This is a genomic window from Bacterioplanes sp. CLAM21, from assembly GCF_059641015.1.
This window is the reverse complement of sequence record NZ_CM184929.1, coordinates 1,488,809-1,511,978: the sequence shown is the minus strand read 5'-3', so window position 1 is coordinate 1,511,978 and position 23,170 is coordinate 1,488,809. Positions and strand designations below refer to the sequence as shown.

The following is a 23,170-nucleotide window of genomic DNA, read 5'->3' as shown; positions in this document are numbered from 1 at the left end:
TTCAGTGCTTAGTGAGATCGAATAGAACTCTCTAAGTCATTGAAAAAACAGGGGCTTCTTGCCCACCTGCCGCGTCACAGCGATCAGGAGCGGCGCATTATAGGGAGTTGCTTGGCGCCGTCAACTGCTTTCTGAAAATTTGTTTCCAGCCCCAATTAAAAAACAGCTAAAACGCGTATAATGGCCATCGAGGCTGCTCGCCTCCTGGCCCGGACTGTTTATCCGTTTCAGTACATCTATATAGAAGAGGTTCACCATGGCCGATAAAGCCGTCGTCATCTATTCCGGTGGAATGGATTCCTTCACCATTTTGAATAAAGCCAAACAGCAAGGTTATGAGCTGTTCGCCCTCACCTTCGACTACGGGCAGAAACACGATAAAGAGATCGAGTACGCCCGCCGGGTTTGTGCCGAACTAGAAGTGCAGCATAAGATCATCGACATCACAGCGATCAACCAATTACTGCAAAGCTCTTCTCTGACCTCAGACAAAGATATTCCCGAGGGCCACTACCAAGACCAGAATATGAAGTCGACTGTGGTCCCCAACCGCAACATGATTTTGTTGTCGCTGGCCATTGGTTATGCTGTTGATATCGGTGCTAATAAAGTTTTTTACGGCGCCCACTCAGGTGACCATGCAATCTACCCGGATTGTCGCCCAGAGTTTGTACTAGCCATGAATGACGTTGCTAAGCTGGCTAACTATGAGCCGGTCGATATTGTGACGCCTTACCTGAACAGCGACAAAATTGAAATTTTGAAAGATGGTTTGGCCATGGGATTAGACTATGGCAAAACCTGGACCTGCTACAACGGACGTGACAAGGCCTGCGGCAAGTGCGGTTCCTGTGTTGAACGCTTAGAAGCGTTTGACAAAAACCAGGCAACCGATCCTCTGCCATACGAGGCCAGTTAATGGCTGCTCAGTACCGAATCAAAGAGATCTTTTATACCCTGCAAGGAGAAGGTGCCCAGGCTGGGCGCCCTGCCGTATTTTGCCGTTTTTCCAAATGTAACTTATGGAATGGACGAGAAAGCGGTCGCGCGGCTGCCGCCTGTAATTTTTGCGATACCGACTTTATCGGTACCGATGGCCATCTCGGCGGCGTTTACGACCTAGAGCAACTGGTCGCGGTTATTCAACAACAATGGCCTGGTTCTACGGCGAATGGGCAAGGCAAGCCCTATGTCGTGTGCACCGGTGGCGAGCCGGCATTGCAACTGGATGACGAGCTGGTCAGTGCACTTCATCATGTTGGATTTGAAGTGGCGATTGAAACCAACGGCACCTTGCCCTTGGCCAATGGCATCGATTGGGTTTGCTTAAGCCCTAAAGGCGAGTCAGAGCTGGTGGTCATTGCCTGCGATGAGTTGAAACTCGTTTACCCTCAAGCCGATGCACCACCTGAGCGCTTTGACTATATACAAGCAGACCACTATTACCTGCAGCCGATGGCCGACTATCAGCCAGTCGTAATCAGCTCGGATAAATTGCAGGGCGCCGCCGATAGCTTATCAACCAGCAACACCCACAAAGCATTGCACTATTGTCTGAAGCACCCACGCTGGAAGCTCAGTTTGCAAACCCACAAGATGATTCGCATTGAATAAACCTTACGGCCAAACAAACGCCACCTTATGTTTTAACTCACCGGCTTCGTAGCGTTGGTGCACCGCCGCCACTTCACTGGCGGCACACTCTTCAACATCCAACGCCGCTATTTTTCCGTCGTTAATCCAGCCACTGAGCTGCTTTAAAAACTGCCCGTGTGCCTCACGGCCCTGCCCCGTTAATAGCGGCAGCAGCATAAACACCGCATGGATGCTCAAGCCTTTAGCGTGAGCCTGGGTGAGATCATAGCTATTGCGGGCATTTATGGTGGCGGCCTGGCCATTAATAGATGCCTTGCGCAAGGCCATTTGCAAACTGTCACCACCAAAGGTATCCAGTACCTTAGTAAAACTTTCGGCATAAGCATCCACGTCGCTATGCAAGCAGCCCTGGGCGCCCAGCTGTTGCAGCCGCTTTACACGTTCTGCCGAGCCAGCGCTGGCCGTGACCTTAGCACCTTGCAACTGCGCCAATTGCACTGCCATTTGGCCAACACCGCCAGAGCCTCCTAATACCAACAAGTTATCTCCAGCCTCTAGTTGCAAACGTTGCAAGGCTTCAAAGGCAGTAATCGCCACCAAAGGCAATACTGCCGCTTGTGCTGCCGTCAATTGAGAGGGCACCAATGCCAGCAAAGCAGCATCCGCCAGCAGATACTGGCACAAGGTACCGCTGCTGCCTTTAACACCACCAACACAGCCATACACCCGATCACCAACAGCCAGCCCGGTAACATCGGCACCGATGCCAATCACTTCACCACAGACATCACAGCCAGGCACCTGATTATCCGAAGCGATGGGCGCCACGCCAGAGCGAATCTTGGTATCAACTGGATTAAACCCTGAGGCCAGTACCTTGATCAGCACCTGACCTGAACTCACTTCAGGCATGGGCAACTCTACGGGTTCAAGAACGCTTGGCTCTCCAGTATTGGGGAAATGCCATGCAGCATTGACGGTCATTGAGATTCCTCTGGGGTTGATAGATGCCGGATAATGTCCTGGATCAGGGTATCCTCTTTGCGGCTATGCAAATAACTGGCAAACACTTGTCGGGTCATTACTGGAGCCAGCTGCACGGCAAACAACTCGCCAGCGTCAAGATAAGGAGCGACTAGGCCTGCTGGCAGGTAAGCCGCGCCACCTTGACTTAGCAGGCAATCCAGCGCGATACGACCGGTATTGGTGGTCAATACCGGCGGCGGCATATCCTTAAATTCACTGGCATGCTGAATGCGAAATGACGTTCCCCAATCAACCAAGACGTAACCTAACGACGCGGCGCTTTGCCAGTCGTCGCAGGGCTGAGAAGCTACCATCATCAGCGACGTGGTCATGACTTCTTTGGAGACCAGCTCATCAGCTTTCGGCGCATCAAATACCAGAGCCAGATCAAGGTTGCGCTCCAGAATCTGCCGCACCAAGGTTGAGCTACTGTGAGCCAATGCACTGATCGCCATGCCGGGTCTGCGCCACAGGGTTGGCAAGCGCGGTTGCAACACCGCATCCCAAAGGTTAGGCGTTGCCCCTATCGCTAACTGATAGTGACGGTCGTCCGCAATTGAAACTTCCTGACGTATGCGTTGCTCCAGCAGCACGCTACTCTCAGCCAAAGGGGTAAGTTTTTCACCCGCTGGCGTCAGCTGAATATTGTTGCGATGGCGAGAAAACAACTCGACTCCCAGCGAGCCTTCGAGCTGGCGAATACGCGAGCTCACCGCTGATTGAGTCAGGTATAAGTTTTCTGCCGCACGACCAAAATGGCGTGTGCGCGCTACTTCTAAAAATGTCTTTAATAAATCTGTATCCATAGCTGTCTTTTATTCAAAATTGTTACTCGTGTCGATCAATTTTTTTTGTTTTACCCGACAAAATCAGCCGCCCATACTCCGCGCCAATACACTTCCCGACCACTGAATATCGGTAGCTGAAAGATGAATAATCGTTCATTTGAGACCTTATTTATTCAACGCAAACGCTTTTATGACGATGCCAACTTTCCTCACGGTTTTGCCCGTTCTGGCGATTTCACGCGCGAACAATCAGAACTGCTAGAGTGTTTGGGCACACGACTATTGGAGCTCAGCCAGGGTGCTAGCGCAGAAACTGAGCAGGAACATCTGTTCCAAGCGGTTGTTTCGGGCGAGCGCTTGCCGCAGACTGCAGTGGAGAGAGCCTGGCTGCAATATCAACGAGCCTTACAACGCCGCCAGGATTACTATCGCGCCCCCAGCCTGGCGAATGCCAGCGCAGGAAATGCGACCGCCATGGAGGACGATGACACTTGAGTAATGATCACACAAAGCCATTGCTGGGCCATCTGGAGCACATTGAATTACCCGAGCTGGGTATTAGCTGTCGCGCCAAGGTGGATACCGGAGCCTGCAGCAGCAGCTTGCATGCTGAGAAAATTGAAGAGTTTGAACGCGACGGTGCCCTGTGGGTACGTTTTCAGGTTCGTTTTAATAATGAACTGGCTCGCATCGATCAAAGCTGTGAGTACCCGGTACACGACCGTCGCCGCATAAAAAGCTCCAATGGCATTGGCAGTCAGCGTTATGTCATCCGTCCCTGGTTAATCATTGCCGGCATTCGTTTTCAGTCAGACGTCACACTGAGTCATCGCGGCAGTATGAAATACCCGGCCCTAATCGGTCGCAAGGCGCTTAACCAACGTTTTCTGGTGGATGTTTCCGGCCAGTATTTGGGAGATTTAAAAGGATGAAAATAGCCATTTTGTCACGCAACGCCAAACTGTATTCAACGCGTCGCTTGATAGAAGCTGCTGAAAGCCGTGGCCATGAAGTGCATGTGCTGGATACCTTGCATTGCTACATGAACATTAATAGTGATGAGCCTGGTATTCACTATAAAGGGGAAATCTTGACCGGTTTTGATGCCATTATCCCCAGGATTGGTGCGTCTATTACCTTTTATGGTACTGCTGTCGTTCGCCAGTTTGAAATGATGGGGGTGTACTCATTAAATGAGTCCGTCGCTATTAGCCGCTCACGTGACAAACTGCGCTCAATGCAGCTGATGACGCGCAAAGGCCTCGGTATGCCGATTACCGGTTTTGCCCATAGCCCGGATGATATTCCTGACCTGATAAAGATGGTCGGCGGTGCGCCTTTGGTCATTAAACTACTCGAAGGCACCCAAGGTATTGGCGTGGTGTTGGCAGAAACCCGCAAAGCCGCAGAGAGTGTAATCGAAGCCTTTCTTGGCATGAAAGCCAACATCATGGTGCAGGAATTTATCAAAGAGGCCGGCGGCGCCGATATTCGTTGTTTAGTGGTGGGAGATCGTGTTGTTGCCGCCATGAAGCGTCAGGCCGGCGAAGGTGAGTTCCGCTCCAATTTACACCGCGGCGGCACCGCATCGCTGATTCGTATTACCCCAGAAGAGCGTGCAACGGCAGTAAAAGCCGCCAAGACCATGGGGCTTAACGTCGCCGGGGTGGATATTTTACGCTCTAACCGCGGACCGGTAGTGATGGAAGTGAACTCCTCACCCGGTATTCAAGGCATCGAAGAATCCACCAACATCGATGTGGCCGGTAAGATTGTTCAGTTCCTGGAAAAGAACGCCCGCGCCAATCGCACTCGCACTCGCGGCCGCGGCTAACCACCAAAGCCAGCCACGCATTGCAACAGCTTCTGAGTGTGTTGCAATGCCTGCTTCATCTATTGTTATCCAGCAAAAAGTTCTTCATCGGACCTGTTGCTCCTTGGCACATCGTTATTCTTCCTTATCACAGCCCCTGATGGAAAACACAGCAAGATTAGCTGTTTGGCCGGCCTGAAAACTCCAGCAAATATAATCCTCTCACTGTCTGCAAATACGCCTTTTGTGGCGGATAAACGGCTATCGATGGGCAACAGGCCTGTCACATCCATCATGGCTTGGGCGCGATCATGACGGGGCACAACCCGTTCTCCAAGGCGCAAACCTAGGCTCACACAGCACGCCCCATAAAACCGAATTAAATCCCAAGAAAAACAACAAACCCGAATATTCATCGGTTTTGTTTACAAGATAATCGAGCTTTCGTATGATTCTTCTATCGGGCAGCCTCTTTATCGCTGCCCGTTTGCGTTTATGGAATGACCCCTTGCTTGCAATTCAGTGACAGCGATACCTGAGCAATGCAAGGAAACAGATTATCAATGCTGTCACTTTGAGCTGACAGACGATTGCCAAGGCTGCGCCAAACAGACATGACAGCCGGCAGAAGACCAAAGGATGTGCCAAAGGTGAGACATTTTTTAACCCTGCTTGATCTGACCCAAGACGAACTGCATTGGATAGTTAACCGTGCCAGTGAACTAAAACGTTTTCAGCGCCAAGGGCAAGTACACGAGCCGCTAAAAAACCGCGTACTGGGAATGATCTTTGAAAAATCCTCGACCCGCACACGAGTATCCTTTGAAGCAGGTATGGCGCAACTGGGTGGCAGTGCGATTTTTTTATCGCCAAGAGACACTCAGCTTGGCCGTGGCGAACCGATAGAAGACAGCGCTCGAGTATTATCGCGGATGGTCGACGTCATCATGATTCGAACCTATGACCACGATACCGTCGAGCGCTTCAGCGCTTATTCAAAGGTACCAGTAATCAACGCCCTGACCGATGACTTCCACCCCTGCCAGTTATTGGCGGACATGCAAACCTACCACGAGCAACGTGGCGATATTCGCGGCAAGACGGTTGCCTGGATCGGTGATGGCAATAATATGTGCCACTCCTATATTAATGCCGCTCGCCAGTTTGGCTTTAAGCTGCGTATCGCTACCCCTGAAGGATTTGAGCCAGCACCCTTTTTACTGCAACAAAACCAAGATTGTGTCGACGTTATGCGCAGTCCAGAGCAAGCTGTTGAAGGCGCTCATCTAGTCACTACCGATGTGTGGGCATCCATGGGACAAGAAAATGAGCAACAGCAGAGAGCGCAAAAGTTCGCCAGCTATCAAGTCAACGAAGCCCTGTTAGACAAAGCCCACTCTGACGTCGTGTTTATGCACTGCCTGCCTGCTCACCGAGGTGAAGAGATCAGCCATGAGTTGCTTGATGATCGCCGCTCGGTCGTTTGGGAACAAGCGGAAAACCGCCTGCATGCACAAAAAGCCCTGTTGGAATTTTTGCTATCGCAAGAAGACTAGCGTTGTTGCTATAGCAACGATGGCCATACTAACGGGCTACTTAGCTAGGCCACTACTGTGCGGCAATGATTCACTGACGACGCGATTACGGCCGCGTCGTTTGGCTTCATACAACAGGCGATCGGCACGCACCAATAACTGCTCGCCGCCTTCACCAAGGCGAAACTGCGCAGCGCCAATAGACACACTGACGGACAATTGATGCTGGGAAAAACGGCTATTCATAATCTGTTGGCGAATTCGCTCCAATACTGGACACGCTTCCGACAACACCACGCCACTGAGCAGTAATACAAACTCTTCGCCACCATATCGCGACGCCATATCGGCATCTCGCACACTGTTTCGCAGTACCATCGCCAGCTCGACCAACACCTGATCGCCAACTGCATGGCCATACTTATCATTAATTTGCTTAAAGTGATCAATATCGACAAACGCCGTCACAAAGGCCAACCCTTCGCGATCTGCCAGAGCCGCATGCTTCTCTATTCCACGTAACAAATAGCGGCGGTTATACAGTCCGGTTAATTCATCCGTGACCGCCAACTCTTCAATACGGGTCAGAGCTTGGCGCAGTTCACGATTTTTTTGCCGATAGGCGTCCCGTAGATGGGTGAACTCACGGGCCACCACCACAAAGCACAGCAAGCTGGCAACAAAGGCAACGGCCACCACGGTTTCTTTTTCAATCTGCCAGAAGGCTCGGCCACTGCCGTGCAATGCCAGCAGCACAGCGACATAACACAAGGTTGTTACCATGGTGACCAGCAAAAAACCGCGCCATGTCAGTTGAAACATACCAAAGGGAAGCACAGTGACATAGCCCAGAACCAACACTGGACGTAGCGATGGTGAAAGCCAGAAAAATACGCTCAAAAAGACGATGCTTAACAGCATAAAAGGAAGGGTCAAACTGGGATCTTGAAAGCGCTGCGAGTAGCCACTGACAACCATACTCAACAGTAACAGCTGCACAGTCCAGTAGCTTCCGATGAGTTGCCACAACTGAACATCCGTTAGTTGTGACAACTGCAAATGATGGCCGATATATAACAGTGCGGTGTAGGCCATGGCCCACACAGCCGCGTACCAGTGCCTTCTCAGAATATCCCGTTGCAGCTGATGCACGGCGACCATCCTTGATTATTTTTCGCCCATTATACTGAGCCTAGGCGACCTCACTATGTCCGTTTAGGCAAAGCCTTGCCTGCATACTAGTCATTCCTGACTATTACGCACCCGTGTTATGGCGTCCAGCCAGCCTTGGTATAATTTTGCCTGTTGCTGCGGCGCAATATCTGGAACAAACTCACGCTGCTGCTGCCACAAAGTGCGCACATCGCCTAACCCCTGATAGACACCAGCCTGCAAGCCAGCCAGTACCGCCGCCCCCAGAGCAGTCGTCTCGGTAATGCCAGGACGTTGAATTCGAACATCCAGCACATCGGCAAGGAATTGCATCAGCCAGTCGTTCACCACCATGCCACCATCCACGCGTAAAGTGGCGGGATTAACGCCGTCGGCTTTCATTGCCTCTAATAAATCCCGGGTTTGATAACAAACAGATTGCAAACCTGCGGTGACGATTTCTTTTATGCCTGTGTCGCGGGTGAGGCCAAGAATAGCGCCGCGCGCATCGGGGTCCCAATAAGGTGCACCCAATCCCGTGAATGCTGGCACCATATAAACGGGATTGTCGTAGCCGGTTTGCTCCGCCAGCAGTTGCGTGTCACTGGCTTTAGCGATTAATTGCAAGCCATCACGTATCCATTGAATGGTGGCCCCTGCCATAAAGATGGAGCCTTCCAAGGCATAGGTCACGCGCCCTTGCAGCCGATAGGCTACGGTGCTCAACAAACGATGCTCAGATGCCAGCGCTTGTTCGCCGCTGTTCATCATCACAAAACACCCGGTGCCATAAGTCGACTTGGCCATGCCGCTTTCAAAGCACGCCTGTCCGACCAGAGCCGATTGCTGATCACCAATAACCCCACCAATGGCGATCTCACCACCTAACCAGTGGGCAGCACTGACACCATAATCGTCGCTGCTGTCACGCACCTCAGGCAACATGGCTTTGGGCACATCAAACAACGCCAATAGCTCGTCATCCCAGCATTGCTGGTGAATATTAAACAGCAAGGTACGAGAGGCATTGGTGGCATCGGTGGCATGGACCTGACCGTCAGTCAATTTCCATAATAAATAAGAGTCGACGGTACCAAACGCCAACTCTCCTCGCTGTGCCCGTTCCCTGGCACCCTCTACATGATCGAGAATCCAGCGCACCTTAGTGGCCGAAAAATACGGGTCCAACAACAACCCTGTACGCTTCTGCACCAGCGATTCTTTATCGTCCGCCTTTAAACGCGCACAAAGGTCGGCGGTACGACGATCCTGCCACACGATGGCTGGGTAAATCGGCTCACCAGAACTGCGATCCCACACTAGGGTGGTTTCACGCTGATTGGTAATACCGATGGCAGCAATATCGGCGGCACTGGCATTCAGCTGTTTCATTACTTGTCTGGCACTGTCCAAGGTGGATTGCCAGATATCATTGGCTTGGTGTTCAACCCAACCAGGCTTAGGGAAATGCTGCGGAAATTCCTGCTGCGACAGCGCTTTGATACTGCCATCGTAGCCAAAGGCAATGGCTCGACTGCTGGTGGTTCCCTGATCGAGACTGAGGATATAGCGAGACATGTAGAACCTCTTATTGTTTTGATGGGCATATTACTGAGCTAACCGCAGCGCCACCAGTGCTTTTGCCGATCATGGTTGAACAGTTATGATAAAAGGCATACTAAACGTTGAGATTTATTAATAATGCTCGATCTCAAGCATCTGCGTACTCTGGTGGCACTGCGTGATGGCGGTACCCTGGTGGAAGCAGCCCGGCGCTTACACCTCACTCAATCAGCCTTATCGCATCAATTAAAAGACTTAGAAGAGCGTCTCGGCACGCTGTTATTTGAACGCAAAAGTAAACCGCTGCGTTTTACCCGAGCAGGGCTGGAAGTATTGCAACTGGCTGATCAAATACTGCCGCAAATACGCAATTGCGAACGTGCACTTCAGAAACTGGCATCGGGTCAGAGTGGCCGACTGCATATGGCGATCGAATGTCACAGCTGCTTTGAATGGCTGATGCCAGCCATCAATGCCTTTCGCGATCATTGGCCAGATGTGGAAATCGATTTCAGTACCAGTTTTCATTTTGATCCGCTGCCGGCATTACTGCGCGGTGATATTGACCTGGTCATCACCTCGGACCCCGATGATCACCCCGGCATTCATTACCAACCCTTGTTTCGCTACCAATCACTGTTGGCCGTTAGCCGCCAACATCAGCTGGCAGAGCAACGCCGGATAACACCACAGCAGTTAGCCAATGAGACCTTGATTCATTATCCGGTTGCACGGCGCAAACTGGATATTTTCGCCCGCTTTCTTGACCCTGCTGGCATCAGCCCGGCTGCGACCCGGGAAACAGAGCTGACGCTAATGATGATACAGCTGGTGGCCAGTGGTCGCGGCATCGCTTGCTTGCCCAATTGGGCGCTGCATCCCTATTTGGAAGCTCAGATGGTGACCGCCTGTCAGCTCGGTGATGGCATCTGGCCAACGCTGTACGCTGCTGTTCGCAGCGATCAGCAAGATAGCCATTATATTCGTGATTTTTTGGCCCAGGCTCTGGACACTTGCTTGAACTCACTGCCCGGAATTGCAGCGGTTGAGGATAGCTAAAACAGCCATAAAAAAAGGGGCTCAAACGAGCCCCCATAAAAGCGAATAACTTCGCTACATTCTCACCACGTCTCCTAGGGATACGCACCGCTATGATGGCCTGATAAACCAACACTGTCTGTTACGACTGTCACTCTTTGTGTAACTGAATGTATAAGTAGCGCCCTAGTCATGGTGCCTTCTGGGCCAAATAAGGCTAAATCTTGCACCACCCAATTCGTCACTGCGACTCACCTGGGCTCGACCACCGTGCCAATAAACAATGCGGCGTACGATCGACAGGCCCAAGCCATAACCCCCTGAGCTACGGGTGCGACTGTCATCAAGCCTAGCAAAGGCGGTAAACACCTTGTCCCAATCCTGCTCAGGAATCCCTGGGCCATCGTCTTCGACATCCACTCGACAAGTATCGGTACCCACCACGCAACTGACTTGCACTTGCCCTTGAGCGTAGCGCAATGCATTGCCCACCAGATTTTGGATGGCTCGATGAACGTACCTAGGTTCTACTTCGGCATAACGTGCATGAGCGACGTCTTCACCAACGTAACGCACATAAATATGTTCCGGTGGTCTGGCCTCTTCCACCACCTGCAAGGCCAAATCGGCAACATTCGCCCGCTGAAACTCCAATAATGGCCCACCTTCTTCCAACCGTGCGTAGGTCAAAATTTCATCGATTAATTCATCCAGCTCCTGAATATCGGCATCCATTCCGGTGAGCTGCTTGTGCACAAAAGCGTCATCCATCACGCTGTCTTCAATTATCTGCAAACCAAAGCGAATACGGGCAACGGGGGTCCGTAATTCATGGGAAACGGCACGCACCATTTCGCGCTGAATCGAAATAAGGCGCTGAATATGATCGGCCATCTTGTTAAAGGCGACTCCCAAGCGCTGCACCGCATCCCCACCCTGTACCGCCACACGAGCATTCAAGTGTCCCTGCGCCAGGCGACTGGTTGCCTGCTCGAGTTTGCGCAGCCGCACTTCAAAAGAGTTAACAACCCAGTACACGCCCAACCCCAACAACATAAAGCCAATCACAGCGACCACTAAAATGGCCTGCCAAGAATAAGGATTAAACGCTTTGATAGGGCCTAAACGCAGGGCCTGGGGGCGACCTGGTAACTTCACTAAGGCTTCCGCTTGATTGCCTTCAATGGCAATGCGCACCAACACATCGCCATATTGCATACGCGCATAATCACTGTCCGACAAAATTAAGTCATCGATATTTGCCACCGACAGTGGAAAGCCAAAATGAGGACGCATACGTTTTAAAAAGGTGTCGATGCTATCGCCACTGCGTTGCCAATCTTCCAGCAACCAGTAAGCCGACGCCTGGGCCTGGACATCGGTGACCGTCGCCAATTGAATTTTTAATACCGTAGCGCCAGCGACACGACGCATAAGCAGCGCCGCCCGCCCATCGTCACTGGTATTGATCACCACCCGACCACGTTTTAACCGCAGTTGCTCGTAATAGTCATCCGTGGCAGTCATTAGCTTGACCAGGCTGAGGTCAGCATCCAGACGGCTTGCCAGCTCACTCAGAGCATGGGGATCTTGCTCGATACGCTGCGCCATCAAGCGCAATGTACCGCGAGCAATGTCTTCATTAAACTGAGCTGTGCGCACCACGTTAATCAACTGCAGTGCGGCAGTGCACAACAGCCCCACGACCAGCAACGCGGCCAACAGCCCAGAGTAGACTCGAATGAAAATAGGAACGCTCCGTCAGACTTCTTTGACGAACAAATAGCCTTTGCTACGAACCGTTTTGATGCGCTTGGGGTTCATCGGATCGTCGCCCACTTTGGGACGAATACGCGATACACGAACATCGATTGAACGATCTTGGCCATCGTACTCAATACCGCGCAGCTGATGAAAAATTTCTTCTCGTGTCAGCACACGCCCAGCACTGCTGCAAAGCAACCACAACAGATCAAATTCTGCACTGGTCAGGTCAATACTGTCGCCATTCAACCAGGCCTCACGCATGGCATTGTCGACCACCAAATTGCCAAAGGTTAAACGGTTGTCATTGCCGTGCTCTTCGCCGTCAACCACTACAGTATCTTTCACCCGTCGCAGCAAAGCGCGAATACGTGCCAATAACACACGCGGCCTCACCGGTTTGGCGACATAATCATCAGCGCCCATCTCAAGCCCGAGCACTTGATCCAAATCCTCAGTACGAGCGGTCAACATTAAGATAGGGCCCTTGTAATAAGGCCTCACAATGCGGCATACCGCTAAGCCATCTTCACCTGGCAGCATCAAATCTAGTACCACTAGGTCGGGCTGTTCATTTTTTATTCGTTCAATGGCGCGACTGCCATCGCCCTCCACGGTGACGTGCAGACCGTTACTTTCCAGATAGTCTTTGGTCAGAGTGGCCAACCGCTCGTCGTCTTCAACGATCAGAATACGCCAGTTCTCTTCTGCGGCTGCGCCGGTTTCATGGTTACGCATGACCTTACTCGTTCCCTTATGTGACTATGACCTAATTGGCAATGCTATTACTTTAGCTTTAGTTACGCACGGTTGCACAGTAACTCTCACGGCAACATTTCAGCTGTGCTCTTGGCTGCGACCCAGTCGCGGTTTTATGTCCACCATTGGTGCACAACTTATCCACATCACAAATTCTTATACCCACAATATCTTGGGGTTGAATTCACCCCTGCACCGCATTATCTTGTGTCTCACTCTCTTTTTTTGCTTTTACGTCAGCCACTTAGATCTGGTCAATCCACATCTTATGGCTGCCGTCAAGCACTTTACGGATGAACGGATCCTTCATGGATCGAAGGAGTCAAATCCTTGAATACAGGCACACAAAACATGAACACTCAGCTCCGAGTCACCAAGCGTGACGGGCGTCAAGAATCGATCGATCTGGACAAAATCCACAAAGTTGTTACCTGGGCCGCCGACGGTCTAGATAAGGTGTCAGTATCTGAGGTGGAGCTTAAAGCCCATCTGCAATTTTTCGACGGTATCTCTACCTCGGAAATTCATGAAACTCTGATCAAGGCAGCTGCCGATTTGATCTCAGAGCAAGCGCCGGATTATCAGTATCTGGCTGCGCGCCTGAATATTTTCCATCTGCGTAAAAAGGCCTATGGCCAGTTCGAACCACCGACATTATTCCAGCATGTGACTGCCATGGTGGAAGGTGGCCGCTATGACGCTCATTTATTGAGCGATTATACCCAAGAAGAACTGGAAGCCATGGACGCCTTCGTTGACCACAGTCGCGACATGAATTTCAGCTACGCGGCGGTCAAGCAGCTGGAGGGCAAGTATCTGGTGCAAAACCGTGTGACCGGTGAAGTGTATGAAAGCGCTCAGTTTTTGTACGTCTTGATCGCAGCCTGTTTGTTTGCCTCCTACGACAAAGAACGTCGACTGGAATACATTCGTCGTTTTTACGATGCTGTGTCTACGTTTAAGCTGTCATTGCCAACACCCATCATGGCCGGTGTACGTACTCCAACTCGCCAATTTAGCTCATGCGTATTGATTGAAGCCGGTGACAGTCTCGATTCAATTAATGCCACCGCCGCGGCCATTGTTAAATACGTATCTCAACGTGCTGGCATCGGTATTAATGGCGGCCGTATTCGTGCACTCGGTAGCCCAATTCGTGGCGGCGAGGCCTATCACACTGGCTGTATTCCGTTTTATAAGCATTTTCAAACAGCGGTTAAATCTTGCTCACAAGGCGGCGTTCGCGGTGGCGCAGCAACCTTGTTCTATCCCATTTGGCACTACGAAGTAGAAAGCCTGCTGGTATTAAAGAACAACCGTGGTGTGGAAGAAAACCGTGTGCGTCATCTCGACTATGGTGTGCAAATCAATAAGTTGATGTACGAGCGCCTGATTAAAAATGGCAACATCACTTTGTTCTCGCCATCCGATGCACCAGGCCTGTACGACGCTTTCTTTGAAGACCAACAGCTATTTGAACAGCTGTATGTTAAGTACGAAGCCGATGACAGCATTCGTAAACGCACGTTAAAAGCAGTGGATCTGTTCTCTGCCATGATGCAGGAACGCGCCAGCACTGGCCGGATTTATATCCAGAACGTCGACCACTGCAACACCCACAGCCCGTTCAACCCGAAAAAAGCGCCGGTTCGCCAATCCAACTTATGCTTGGAAATCGCATTGCCAACACGTCCGCTAAACGACGTGAACGATGCCGAAGGTGAGATTGCACTGTGTACCCTGGCCGCCTTTAACTTAGGTGCTCTGAACAATCTGGATGAGTTGGAAGAACTCTCCGACTTGATTGTGCGTGCTTTAGATAGCCTGCTCAGCTATCAAGATTACCCAGTGCCAGCCGCTGAACGCGCCAGCTTGTCGCGTCGAACTCTGGGTGTGGGTGTGATTAACTACGCCTATTATTTGGCCAAAAACGGGGTGAAATATTCCGATGGCAGTGCCAATGGCCTGACTCATCAAACCTTTGAAGCCATCCAGTATTGGCTGTTGCGTGCATCTAATAAACTCGCTCAGGAGCAAGGTGCTTGTAGCGCCTTTGACGATACCACTTACGCACAAGGACTGCTGCCGATCGACACCTACAAAAAAGATGTCGACAATTTCTGCCAGCAAGCGTTGCGTTATGATTGGGAAGCTCTGCGCGCTGATATCGCAAAATATGGTTTGCGTAACTCAACGTTGACCGCACTGATGCCATCAGAAACCTCTTCACAAATCAGTAACGCCACTAATGGTATTGAACCTCCACGTGGTTATATCAGTGTTAAGCAGAGCAAAGATGGTATTTTGAAGCAGGTTGTTCCTGAGTACGATCGCTTAAAAGAGCACTATGAATTGTTATGGCAGATTCCTAGCAACCAGGGCTATCTGGAGCTGGTGGGCATCATGCAGAAGTTTGTTGACCAGGCCATTTCTGCCAACACCAATTACGACCCATCGCGATTCGATGGCAAGGTACCAATGCAACAATTGCTGAAGGACCTGCTCAGTGCTTATCGCAATGGTCTGAAGACTTTGTACTACCACAATACCCGTGATGGTATGCAGGATCCTCAAGGTGCAGATGATGACTGCGCCGGCGGTGCTTGTAAGATTTAAATCATCACCTATACCGGCGCCCGCTGACCGGGGGCTGGTTTGTGCAGCGTCGCAGTTTTCTGCGGCGCTGTTTTAGCTTGACGGGCATCGGTCAGAGCCCACTTCTAGAATTTATCCGCTATGGCATATACCACTTTTAATCGCAACGAATTTGATACCTTCGCCCAACCGATGTTTTTTGGCGAACCTGTAAACGTGGCTCGCTACGATCAGCAGAAACACAAGATTTTTGAAAATCTGATCGAAAAACAACTGTCGTTCTTTTGGCGCCCGGAAGAAGTCGATCTGACCAACGACCGCAAGGACTTTCTTGACCTTCCGGCCCACGAGCAGCACATTTTCGTCAGCAATTTAAAATACCAAACCTTGCTCGACTCGGTACAAGGACGCTCGCCCAATGTGGCTTTGCTGCCGGTTGTTTCTTTGCCTGAGCTGGAAACCTGGATCGAGACCTGGTCTTTCAGCGAGACCATTCACAGCCGTTCTTATACTCACATTGTGCGCAATATCGTCCCCAATCCGGCGGAGATCTTTGACGATATTACCAAAAACGATTACATCGTACGTCGCGCTATTTCAGTAACCCAGTACTACGATAATTTTATCGAACTGGCCAACTACTATCAGCAATTGGGTGAAGGTGTTCATCAGGTTAACGGCAAAAACATCGACGTTAACATGCACGAATTAAAGCGCCGTTTGTACCTGACCATGGTGTCGGTCAACGTATTGGAAGCCATTCGGTTTTATGTCAGCTTTGCCTGCTCATTTGCATTTGCAGAGCGTGCAAAAATGGAAGGCAATGCCAAAATCATTAAACTGATTGCCCGTGACGAAGCCCTGCACCTGACTGGTACTCAGCATATATTGCAAATCATGGCGCGCGGTAAAGATGACCCTGAATTTGCCGATATTGCCCAAGAGTGTCGTGACGACGTTGTTCAAATTTTTGCAGAAGCGGCTCAACAGGAAAAAGAATGGGCCGAGTATCTGTTTAAAGATGGCTCCATGATTGGACTTAACCGCGACATTTTGTGCCAATACGTTGAATACATTACCAACCAACGGATCAGTGCCTTAGGATTTGAGCCGATTTTCGACAACGTAAAAAATAATCCACTGCCCTGGATCAATGCCTGGCTGAACAGCGATAACGTACAGGTTGCACCTCAAGAAGCAGAAATCAGTTCTTATTTGGTCGGTGCCATCGATAGTGAAGTGGATACAACGGACTTTGGTGACTTCGACCTGTGATGCCGCAAAAATCGCCATCAACCTGGCCAGCTGAGTTTGAGCTCAATGGCCAACCTGAACAGCACAGCCCAGATTTTGAGCTGGAGATCGTTGATCCCAGCCGTGACTTGGATGCTGTTCAGGGCGAGCTATATCTTCCCGATGGTAATCCCGAGCAACCAGAAGACAGCCCTCAGCTACCGCTGTCAGAGGACATGCAGCCGCCGCGCTACGACATTCAGTTAAGCGATGGCCGTATGGCTTCGTTTCAGCACGCTCAGTCGCTGTTGGAATCGCTAGAAGCACAGAATATCGACGTCCACTTTCAATGCCGTGATGGCTATTGTGGCAGCTGTCGTGTGCAGCTATTAGAGGGACACGTACATTATGCCAAAGAGCCACTGGCATTTTTGGATGATGACGAAATCTTGCCCTGCTGCTGCATTCCTACCAGTGCACTGAAAATTAAACTCTGACCTGCGATAGATCAATGGCCAGACCTCCTGGCCACCGTATGCTGAGCCTACCATTTAAAAGGAGGCTCAGTATGGCTCTCATTCGTATCACCCCAAATGTCGCTATGGTCCGCATGAACGCTCGCGAGCACCTGGAAGAAATTCCTGGGGATTTTTATATTAATCTGGATGCTTTGGTTGAGGCCCGCATGCGCCCGGTGCGGCCTGAGCATGAAGGGGATTTCTGTGCGGATGTGTTATTGGTCATGGAAAACAAGACCCATGAGTTTTTGTTTCGCAACAGCCCTGCGGGCAATAAAGCCAAAGATTCACTGACCTTATATTTGAATCAACTGAGCATCAATAGCGACTGAGCCAGTCGAGGGCATCGCCCTCGTACAACTATTGTACAAGCACTTTGCAACTCAGGTTCATTCCGTTACCCTTTGCTTTTATATTCAATAGAGGGACTCATGATGAGCCTGAATCTTCCTAGCGTCGGCCAAGCTGCGCCACAGTTTTCTACCCAAAATCAACGCCAGGAAATGGTATCGCTCAGCGACTATCGTGGCAAAACTGTGGTGCTTTATTTTTATCCTAAAGCCATGACCCCTGGCTGCACCACACAAGCCTGCGGTATACGAGATACCCACGCAGAGTTTGAGAGCCGCAATGCGGTGGTATTAGGTATCAGTCCGGACGCACCAGCACGCTTGCAAAAGTTCATCGATAAACATGAATTAAATTTCGATTTGCTGGCCGATGAAGAGCACAAGATTGCCGAGCAGTATGGTGTTTGGGCAATGAAAAAATTCATGGGTAAAGAGTTTATGGGCGTGCACCGCCTGACCTTTATCATTGGCGAAGACGGCACCCTGCTCCATGTTATCGAAAAGGTAAAAACCAAAACCCATCACGACGATGTTTTGGCCTTGCTGGACTCACTTTAACGATACTGCTGACGCACCGCCAACGGGGACGCTGCAAACCAGCGATGACAGGCACGAGTAAAACTACTGCTGGATAAACCCAGCTGTAGTGCAATGTCCGTCATGCTGTCGTCGCTATCAGTCAGCCTCTCGTGCGCACGCTGTTGTCGACACTCATCAAGCAAGGTCTGAAAACTCAGCCCTTGCTCACTAAGACGCCGTTGCAGCGTGCGCTCACTGATCAAAAAGTGCTGCGCTAATTGCGCCCTGCACACATCCAAAACCGGTTGTTGCTGCAACCAGTTCTCCACCTGTTGGCGCAACTCTGGCTGTTGCAGCGATATTAACTGCTGCTCTAGCATGTGCTCATGCATAGCAGCTAATTCGGTATCTTCCAAAGCCAGCGGCTCATGCAGCCAATGTTCGGAAAACAACAATGCATTTCTTGACTGAGAAAAATGCAGGGGGCAATCAAATATCCGTTGATAGTTATCGAGCCGAGGGGGTGGCTCATGGCAAAAGTCTGCCCGTAGCAAAGGGATTCGACGACAAGCGAGCCAATCTGCAAAGCCTCGCAGCAATGCCAGTACCGCATCCACTTGATGACGGCTGAAGTTATCGCCTAACGGCTGATAACAAATCAGCGCCTGATGATCATGGCGCTCAATCTTAAACTGACCGGCATCACTGAGTATGCGTGTATAACGAATGGTTTTTTCAAAAGCATCAGCCAGATCACGAGAGTGCAACAGCACCAGAGAAAACAGCTGAAAATGCGTCGGCTTGACCCACTCGCCCATGGCCAAGCCAAAATCCATCACTGGAGAAGCGGCTTCGGCTGCGCGCCATAGGGCCAAGGTTTTCGACAAAGACACTCTTTGCCCGTTCTGCAACTGCTGCGCTTGCAAACCCGCTTGCTGTAGCAATGATGCTTGATTTAGGCCCTGATGTTCGGCTGCAGCTAACAGAGCCTTTAACCACAGAGTCGATACCGTTTTTTCTGTCGTCATCGCATTATTGTCCGTCAAAGGCAAATGTCTTGGCCGCCATAGGCAAGCAGACGCCGACGCTTGTTTATTATGATGATGAGGTACCCACATCATAACAACAACGAGGTGTCAGATGAGTAGAAAAAGTGCCGATCAGTGGTTCAATGAATACGGAGAAAGCCACCAGAATCCAGTCAACAAGCTAATTCACTGGATATGCGTGCCATTAATTTTTGTTGTGATCATGGGGCTCTTGTGGGAAATACCGACCCCAGCCTTAATGGAGTCTGTGCCTTACCTGAACTGGGCAACCTTATCAGCCATTATCGTCGTAGGGTTTTATGTACACATGTCACCCAGCTTGGCCGTAGGGCTTACTCTGTTTACTTTGGCCACCTATGCATTGCTGGCCTGGTATGAGATGCAAACCCAACTACCCAGCTTGTGGCTGGTGTGCGCTATTGCCTTTGTCATACTGTGGATATTCCAGTTTATTGGCCACTATATCGAAGGTAAAAAACCGTCTTTTTTTAAAGATATCCAGTTTTTATTGATAGGCCCTGCCTGGCTGATGGGATTTATTTACCGACGTTTAGGCATTCCCTACTCATGAGCCAACAGCCCACCGGCAACTACCAGTGGGCTCTTAAAGCTCAACCATACAGTGTCGGGGGTTTGCTTTTATAGCAGCTTTGAGCGCCACAGAAGATGATGATCTGCCTGCCTTTGTCCTGAGTGTGAATGATGTATAAATCGGTGAATTCACGTGTGCGCTCAAACAAGCTCGCATCTTGCACCGCTTGAGTCAGCTGAAAATCAGAAGTGGTTACGTCGTCACGGCTAGCGTTCCATACTGGTGACAGAGTCAGCACTGCGGCCAACCCGAAGACAGCTAGCTGCATTGCTGCTCCTCCCAGTCGCTTATGGCATGCCCTGAAAGATCAAGGCCCTGACTCCATTATAGGTTTCAGGGCCTTGTACGTAGGAATATTTGGTTATAATGCGCCACGAGGAAGTGTTTGTTACCGTTCGACGAGGACTAATGCGGGCGACGTAGCGATACCAGCAACTCTGCTTCACCACGGGCCATGCCGCAGTTTTCAACCAAGTCAGCGGCAGATGCACCCATGCCGGCCAAACGTGATGCTTGATGGTACACCCTATCATCAGACTTAGGCGCCAACGCTGACTTCTGAACTTTTTGCAGCCGTGTGTCGAGCTCTTTAACCTTACGACCGACACCAATAGCACTGCGACTGATGGCTTGATGGTTGCCTTCTACCGCGGCTAACCGACCTTCAAGGGTGCGAAAATCTCGCTGCTGTTGGCGATGTAATCCCCACAGAACAACGGCAACCAATACCAACAACCCCATGTTTCCAGCTAACAGCCAGTGCAATAGTGACCACGATGCCATGACAACCTCCTACAAGTTGTGCAGATCGTTCCACTCCTCATCCGACATCATTTTTTCCAGTTCAACAAGAATCAGTAGTTCATCATTCTTATGACAAACCCCTTGTATAAACTTGGCACTTTCATCATTGCCGACGTTCGGAGTGGTTTCTATTTCTGATTGACGCAGGTAAACCACCTCCGCCACCGCATCCACGAGCATGCCAACCACCTGGTTCTCCGCTTCGATAATCACGATCCGAGTTTGATCGGTCGTATCTGCTGTCGGCAGACCAAATCGTAAGCGTGTATCAATCACGGTAACGACGTTACCACGCAGATTGATAATCCCCAGAACATACGGGGGAGCACCAGGTACCGGTGCAATTTCTGTGTAGCGCAGTACCTCTTGTACCTGCATTACGTTGATGCCATACGTCTCTTTTTCGAGACGAAACGTCACCCATTGCAGAACCGGATCTTCCCCGGTTTTATTACCGGCTATCGCAGACATATGTCATCCTCGCTATGAAAGGCCACTGCCGGGATCGTCAACACAACCCGCCAACCTTCCATTACTATAGAAGAGAGCACAAAGTGTACCAGTTGATTTATATCTAATCCGGGCAGCTGTTGCCGCCTTCAACAGCAGCGACAGCCCCTATTATTGCTGCGGTTGCAGAAAACGTTGCTGTTCTAACATGGCCAATAAGCCTGGCACATCGAGCAAAGCACACATCTCTGATATGACTGTACCGGCAAGCCATTGACGTTTGCCCTTTTGACCACGCCATTTAATTGACGAGCGCTGCAGGGTAATGGTGTCGCAAATCTCCTGGCACGCCAAAGCCCAAGGGGTGCGCTCTAGCTGAATGGCATAAGAAAAACCATCTCGTGCCAGCTTCATGCCGCGCTCAGGCATAATCAAATCGGCACTATCAACGATGCTAAGACGGATATCATCCGTTTGCCATACACCCAGCGCCCAGCTGACTTGGCCAAAGAGCGGGGTTATCTCATCCTCTATTCGATGTACTCCCCCCAGAACTGGCAGCGGTATCGCCAACTTCAGGCCGGATACTTTGAAAATCAAACATTCGACGCCCTGACTGCTATTCCAGTCCAGCTCTGTGACCGGCTCCTGCGGAGGGGCTTGATGCGTAGCGGCGAAAGAATCATCCGTTACATTAGGCGCATCAAGTTCTGGCGGCTCATCGATTGTCTGCAGATCAGCCTTATCGGTGACAACCTCCGGAAGCTTTTCTTCATTAACCTCAGTGAGTACCTCGGCAATGCTATTTTCAACCACTTGCTCGGGCGCAACGCCTGTCGCTTCCAGTGGCCGAACTTCCGTTGCCGTGACCAGTAGCTGATCAAGGTAGTCTTGCAGTACACCGTCAACCTGATTGACCTTGCCTGAGGTAGGAGCCGATTCAGCCATCTGAGCCTCCTAAACATCGATGGCAAAACGACAACATCAGCGTGCGAAGCTTTCCTTCCGCAATAGCATGAAGAGCACACAGAAAATACAGTGCGGTACATAACTGCGAGATACCACGCCTCGATGTTGTATCAAGCACGATCAATCGATAGCCCGCCTCAACACTGTCACACGGCTGATCACAGGTATCAACAAAGGGTGATACCGCCTGCGACAGTTTTTCATCCCAGGTTTGTGATGAAGAGTGTAATAAACTGTCCAGATAATCATTCAACGGATCGGCAGTTTTCATGCGCTATCCTCTGAATGCTCCAGATCCCTCAATAAATGCCGATAAGCTCGAACGCCTCGACTTTCTGCATCCAGTTGATGAGGGAAAATGCCATCATGGCTAGCATCGCGAAGGCGCGTATCGACAGGAATCGACTCCTGCCATAAAGAGTCCTGATATTCGCGTCGCATTTCACGCAAGGTTGTCACGGACGCTAACGTGCGTCGATCGAACAGTGTCGGCACGACCAAATACGGTAAACTACGATTTTGCGAACGCATCACCATTTTTAGCGTATGAATCATGCGCTCCAACCCTTTCATGGCCAGATGTTCTGTTTGCGTTGGAATCACCAAGCGTTGACAGGCAGCCAATGCATTCACTAGTAGTACGCCCAATATCGGCGGCGTATCCAACAATACGTGATCGTATTCATCCCATAGCTGAGCCAGGCTGCGTGCCAGCACTAAGCCCATGCCGTCCTGGCCGCTAACTTGACGTTCTAGCGTTGCCAGCGAAGTCGTTGCTGGCAACACCTGAATTTGCTCATGGGAAGTGGGTTTTAGAATTGATTGAATAAACGCTTTATCTTTACAGCGCTGCTCAAAAAATAAATGGTATAAACTGCGCTCCAAACTGTCAGGATCTTGTTTGAAATAACTGGTCAGTGAACCGTGTGGATCCAAATCCACCAGTAGCACACGTTTTCCTTGCTCGGCCAGCAAACCTCCCAATGCCACCACACTGGTTGTTTTACCGACACCGCCTTTCTGATTTGCTATGGACCAGATGCGCACCTGATTATCC

26 protein-coding genes are annotated in these 23,170 nt (G+C 50.6%); 13 read left to right on the top strand and 13 right to left on the bottom strand.

All coding sequences use genetic code 11. From position 1 onward, the window contains the following. Positions 1-256: 256 nt before the first annotated feature. Both queC and queE read left to right on the top strand, forming a co-directional pair. Entirely contained in the window at positions 257-919 is a 663-nt protein-coding gene (gene queC, locus AC55FS_RS07120; RefSeq protein WP_496935381.1) for a 7-cyano-7-deazaguanine synthase QueC, read from the top strand. Beyond that, positions 919-1,614, top strand: a complete 696-nt coding sequence (gene queE / locus AC55FS_RS07115; RefSeq protein WP_496935380.1) for a 7-carboxy-7-deazaguanine synthase — start codon at positions 919-921, stop codon at positions 1,612-1,614. The genes queC and queE overlap by 1 nt, the downstream gene beginning before the upstream one ends. A gap of 3 nt (positions 1,615-1,617) precedes the next feature. Here queE and AC55FS_RS07110 read toward each other — a convergent pair whose 3' ends face one another. Next, on the bottom strand, positions 1,618-2,580 hold the full coding sequence (locus AC55FS_RS07110) for an alcohol dehydrogenase catalytic domain-containing protein (RefSeq protein WP_496935379.1): 963 nt from the start codon (positions 2,578-2,580) through the stop codon (positions 1,618-1,620). After that, positions 2,577-3,428 (bottom strand): HTH-type transcriptional regulator HdfR, encoded by an 852-nt coding sequence (gene hdfR / locus AC55FS_RS07105; RefSeq protein ID WP_496935378.1) that lies wholly within the window; start codon positions 3,426-3,428, stop codon positions 2,577-2,579. Before hdfR ends, AC55FS_RS07110 begins: the two co-directional genes overlap by 4 nt. A 123-nt stretch (positions 3,429-3,551) precedes the next feature. On the opposite strand from hdfR, the gene AC55FS_RS07100 reads away from it, so the two are divergent. From AC55FS_RS07100 to argF, 4 genes are all read left to right on the top strand, one after another. Next, the gene (locus tag AC55FS_RS07100; protein WP_496935377.1) at positions 3,552-3,905 is read left to right on the top strand and encodes a MaoP family protein; all 354 of its coding nucleotides are present in this window, start codon (positions 3,552-3,554) and stop codon (positions 3,903-3,905) included. Continuing rightward, positions 3,902-4,342 carry an ATP-dependent zinc protease family protein gene (locus AC55FS_RS07095; RefSeq protein WP_496935376.1) on the top strand — a complete coding sequence of 147 codons (441 nt, stop codon included), beginning with the start codon at positions 3,902-3,904 and terminating at the stop codon, positions 4,340-4,342. The genes AC55FS_RS07100 and AC55FS_RS07095 overlap by 4 nt, the downstream gene beginning before the upstream one ends. Further along, entirely contained in the window at positions 4,339-5,244 is a 906-nt protein-coding gene (gene rimK / locus AC55FS_RS07090) for a 30S ribosomal protein S6--L-glutamate ligase (protein WP_496935375.1), read from the top strand. The genes AC55FS_RS07095 and rimK overlap by 4 nt, the downstream gene beginning before the upstream one ends. Before the next feature lie 629 nt (positions 5,245-5,873). After that, positions 5,874-6,779: an ornithine carbamoyltransferase gene (gene argF / locus AC55FS_RS07085; protein WP_496935374.1), complete on the top strand. Its 906-nt coding sequence runs from the start codon at positions 5,874-5,876 to the stop codon at positions 6,777-6,779. A 36-nt stretch (positions 6,780-6,815) separates the two neighbouring features. Here argF and AC55FS_RS07080 read toward each other — a convergent pair whose 3' ends face one another. Both AC55FS_RS07080 and glpK read right to left on the bottom strand, forming a co-directional pair. Continuing rightward, entirely contained in the window at positions 6,816-7,910 is a 1,095-nt protein-coding gene (locus AC55FS_RS07080) for a GGDEF domain-containing protein (protein ID WP_496935373.1), read from the bottom strand. A gap of 90 nt (positions 7,911-8,000) precedes the next feature. Next, the gene (gene glpK, locus AC55FS_RS07075) at positions 8,001-9,488 is read right to left on the bottom strand and encodes a glycerol kinase GlpK (RefSeq protein ID WP_496935372.1); all 1,488 of its coding nucleotides are present in this window, start codon (positions 9,486-9,488) and stop codon (positions 8,001-8,003) included. 123 nt (positions 9,489-9,611) lie between these two features. On the opposite strand from glpK, the gene AC55FS_RS07070 reads away from it, so the two are divergent. Continuing rightward, a complete protein-coding gene (locus AC55FS_RS07070) occupies positions 9,612-10,532 on the top strand; it encodes a LysR family transcriptional regulator (protein WP_496935371.1) in 921 nt (306 codons plus the stop codon). A gap of 165 nt (positions 10,533-10,697) precedes the next feature. Here the strand turns inward: AC55FS_RS07070 and AC55FS_RS07065 are convergent, their stop codons facing one another. Then, positions 10,698-12,206 (bottom strand): ATP-binding protein, encoded by a 1,509-nt coding sequence (locus AC55FS_RS07065; protein ID WP_496935370.1) that lies wholly within the window; start codon positions 12,204-12,206, stop codon positions 10,698-10,700. 66 nt (positions 12,207-12,272) lie between these two features. Next, entirely contained in the window at positions 12,273-13,013 is a 741-nt protein-coding gene (locus AC55FS_RS07060; RefSeq protein ID WP_496935369.1) for a response regulator, read from the bottom strand. A 372-nt stretch (positions 13,014-13,385) separates the two neighbouring features. On the opposite strand from AC55FS_RS07060, the gene nrdA reads away from it, so the two are divergent. The 5 genes from nrdA (at position 13,386) to bcp (ending at position 18,288) form a co-directional block, all read left to right on the top strand. Beyond that, positions 13,386-15,650: a class 1a ribonucleoside-diphosphate reductase subunit alpha gene (nrdA, locus tag AC55FS_RS07055; protein WP_496935368.1), complete on the top strand. Its 2,265-nt coding sequence runs from the start codon at positions 13,386-13,388 to the stop codon at positions 15,648-15,650. A gap of 120 nt (positions 15,651-15,770) precedes the next feature. Next, positions 15,771-16,904 (top strand): class Ia ribonucleoside-diphosphate reductase subunit beta, encoded by a 1,134-nt coding sequence (gene nrdB / locus AC55FS_RS07050; protein WP_496935367.1) that lies wholly within the window; start codon positions 15,771-15,773, stop codon positions 16,902-16,904. Further along, positions 16,904-17,359, top strand: coding sequence for a class I ribonucleotide reductase maintenance protein YfaE (gene yfaE, locus AC55FS_RS07045; RefSeq protein WP_496935955.1), 456 nt, complete (start codon positions 16,904-16,906; stop codon positions 17,357-17,359). The genes nrdB and yfaE overlap by 1 nt, the downstream gene beginning before the upstream one ends. 71 nt (positions 17,360-17,430) lie before the next feature. After that, positions 17,431-17,712, top strand: coding sequence for a hypothetical protein (locus AC55FS_RS07040; RefSeq protein ID WP_496935366.1), 282 nt, complete (start codon positions 17,431-17,433; stop codon positions 17,710-17,712). Positions 17,713-17,811: 99 nt separating this feature from the next. After that, positions 17,812-18,288, top strand: a complete 477-nt coding sequence (gene bcp, locus AC55FS_RS07035) for a thioredoxin-dependent thiol peroxidase (RefSeq protein ID WP_496935365.1) — start codon at positions 17,812-17,814, stop codon at positions 18,286-18,288. On the opposite strand, the gene AC55FS_RS07030 is transcribed toward bcp, so the two are convergent. Continuing rightward, positions 18,285-19,277, bottom strand: a complete 993-nt coding sequence (locus AC55FS_RS07030) for an AraC family transcriptional regulator (RefSeq protein WP_496935364.1) — start codon at positions 19,275-19,277, stop codon at positions 18,285-18,287. The genes bcp and AC55FS_RS07030 overlap by 4 nt on opposite strands. A 112-nt stretch (positions 19,278-19,389) precedes the next feature. Here AC55FS_RS07030 and AC55FS_RS07025 point away from each other — a divergent pair, with 112 nt between their 5' ends. Further along, the gene (locus tag AC55FS_RS07025) at positions 19,390-19,869 is read left to right on the top strand and encodes an Mpo1 family 2-hydroxy fatty acid dioxygenase (protein WP_496935363.1); all 480 of its coding nucleotides are present in this window, start codon (positions 19,390-19,392) and stop codon (positions 19,867-19,869) included. Between the two features lie 40 nt (positions 19,870-19,909). Here AC55FS_RS07025 and AC55FS_RS07020 read toward each other — a convergent pair whose 3' ends face one another. From AC55FS_RS07020 to AC55FS_RS06995, 6 genes are all read right to left on the bottom strand, one after another. After that, positions 19,910-20,158, bottom strand: a complete 249-nt coding sequence (locus AC55FS_RS07020; protein WP_496935362.1) for a hypothetical protein — start codon at positions 20,156-20,158, stop codon at positions 19,910-19,912. 137 nt (positions 20,159-20,295) lie between these two features. Further along, on the bottom strand, positions 20,296-20,673 hold the full coding sequence (locus tag AC55FS_RS07015; RefSeq protein WP_496935361.1) for a DUF2802 domain-containing protein: 378 nt from the start codon (positions 20,671-20,673) through the stop codon (positions 20,296-20,298). Positions 20,674-20,682: 9 nt separating this feature from the next. Further along, complete coding sequence (locus tag AC55FS_RS07010) at positions 20,683-21,165, bottom strand: chemotaxis protein CheW (RefSeq protein ID WP_496935360.1); 483 nt, start codon at positions 21,163-21,165, stop codon at positions 20,683-20,685. Between the two features lie 150 nt (positions 21,166-21,315). Beyond that, complete coding sequence (locus AC55FS_RS07005) at positions 21,316-22,092, bottom strand: chemotaxis protein CheW (protein ID WP_496935359.1); 777 nt, start codon at positions 22,090-22,092, stop codon at positions 21,316-21,318. After that, on the bottom strand, positions 22,085-22,384 hold the full coding sequence (locus tag AC55FS_RS07000) for a hypothetical protein (RefSeq protein ID WP_496935358.1): 300 nt from the start codon (positions 22,382-22,384) through the stop codon (positions 22,085-22,087). Before AC55FS_RS07000 ends, AC55FS_RS07005 begins: the two co-directional genes overlap by 8 nt. Continuing rightward, a complete protein-coding gene (locus AC55FS_RS06995; protein ID WP_496935357.1) occupies positions 22,381-23,160 on the bottom strand; it encodes a ParA family protein in 780 nt (259 codons plus the stop codon). The genes AC55FS_RS07000 and AC55FS_RS06995 overlap by 4 nt, the downstream gene beginning before the upstream one ends. Positions 23,161-23,170: the final 10 nt, after the last annotated feature.

What these genes read in the sequence shown, in the direction of transcription:
- queC (WP_496935381.1), top strand. Translation starts at nt 257, where the DNA reads ATGGCCGATAAAGCCGTCGTCATCTATTCCGGTGGAATGGATTCCTTC.
- queE (WP_496935380.1), top strand. Translation starts at nt 919, where the DNA reads ATGGCTGCTCAGTACCGAATCAAAGAGATCTTTTATACCCTGCAAGGA.
- AC55FS_RS07110 (WP_496935379.1), bottom strand. Translation starts at nt 2,580, where the DNA reads ATGACCGTCAATGCTGCATGGCATTTCCCCAATACTGGAGAGCCAAGC.
- hdfR (WP_496935378.1), bottom strand. Translation starts at nt 3,428, where the DNA reads ATGGATACAGATTTATTAAAGACATTTTTAGAAGTAGCGCGCACACGC.
- AC55FS_RS07100 (WP_496935377.1), top strand. Translation starts at nt 3,552, where the DNA reads ATGAATAATCGTTCATTTGAGACCTTATTTATTCAACGCAAACGCTTT.
- rimK (WP_496935375.1), top strand. Translation starts at nt 4,339, where the DNA reads ATGAAAATAGCCATTTTGTCACGCAACGCCAAACTGTATTCAACGCGT.
- glpK (WP_496935372.1), bottom strand. Translation starts at nt 9,488, where the DNA reads ATGTCTCGCTATATCCTCAGTCTCGATCAGGGAACCACCAGCAGTCGA.
- AC55FS_RS07070 (WP_496935371.1), top strand. Translation starts at nt 9,612, where the DNA reads ATGCTCGATCTCAAGCATCTGCGTACTCTGGTGGCACTGCGTGATGGC.
- AC55FS_RS07060 (WP_496935369.1), bottom strand. Translation starts at nt 13,013, where the DNA reads ATGCGTAACCATGAAACCGGCGCAGCCGCAGAAGAGAACTGGCGTATT.
- nrdA (WP_496935368.1), top strand. Translation starts at nt 13,386, where the DNA reads ATGAACACTCAGCTCCGAGTCACCAAGCGTGACGGGCGTCAAGAATCG.
- nrdB (WP_496935367.1), top strand. Translation starts at nt 15,771, where the DNA reads ATGGCATATACCACTTTTAATCGCAACGAATTTGATACCTTCGCCCAA.
- yfaE (WP_496935955.1), top strand. Translation starts at nt 16,904, where the DNA reads ATGCCGCAAAAATCGCCATCAACCTGGCCAGCTGAGTTTGAGCTCAAT.
- AC55FS_RS07040 (WP_496935366.1), top strand. Translation starts at nt 17,431, where the DNA reads ATGGCTCTCATTCGTATCACCCCAAATGTCGCTATGGTCCGCATGAAC.
- bcp (WP_496935365.1), top strand. Translation starts at nt 17,812, where the DNA reads ATGATGAGCCTGAATCTTCCTAGCGTCGGCCAAGCTGCGCCACAGTTT.
- AC55FS_RS07030 (WP_496935364.1), bottom strand. Translation starts at nt 19,277, where the DNA reads ATGACGACAGAAAAAACGGTATCGACTCTGTGGTTAAAGGCTCTGTTA.
- AC55FS_RS07025 (WP_496935363.1), top strand. Translation starts at nt 19,390, where the DNA reads ATGAGTAGAAAAAGTGCCGATCAGTGGTTCAATGAATACGGAGAAAGC.
- AC55FS_RS07020 (WP_496935362.1), bottom strand. Translation starts at nt 20,158, where the DNA reads ATGCAGCTAGCTGTCTTCGGGTTGGCCGCAGTGCTGACTCTGTCACCA.
- AC55FS_RS07015 (WP_496935361.1), bottom strand. Translation starts at nt 20,673, where the DNA reads ATGGCATCGTGGTCACTATTGCACTGGCTGTTAGCTGGAAACATGGGG.
- AC55FS_RS07010 (WP_496935360.1), bottom strand. Translation starts at nt 21,165, where the DNA reads ATGTCTGCGATAGCCGGTAATAAAACCGGGGAAGATCCGGTTCTGCAA.
- AC55FS_RS07005 (WP_496935359.1), bottom strand. Translation starts at nt 22,092, where the DNA reads ATGGCTGAATCGGCTCCTACCTCAGGCAAGGTCAATCAGGTTGACGGT.
- AC55FS_RS07000 (WP_496935358.1), bottom strand. Translation starts at nt 22,384, where the DNA reads ATGAAAACTGCCGATCCGTTGAATGATTATCTGGACAGTTTATTACAC.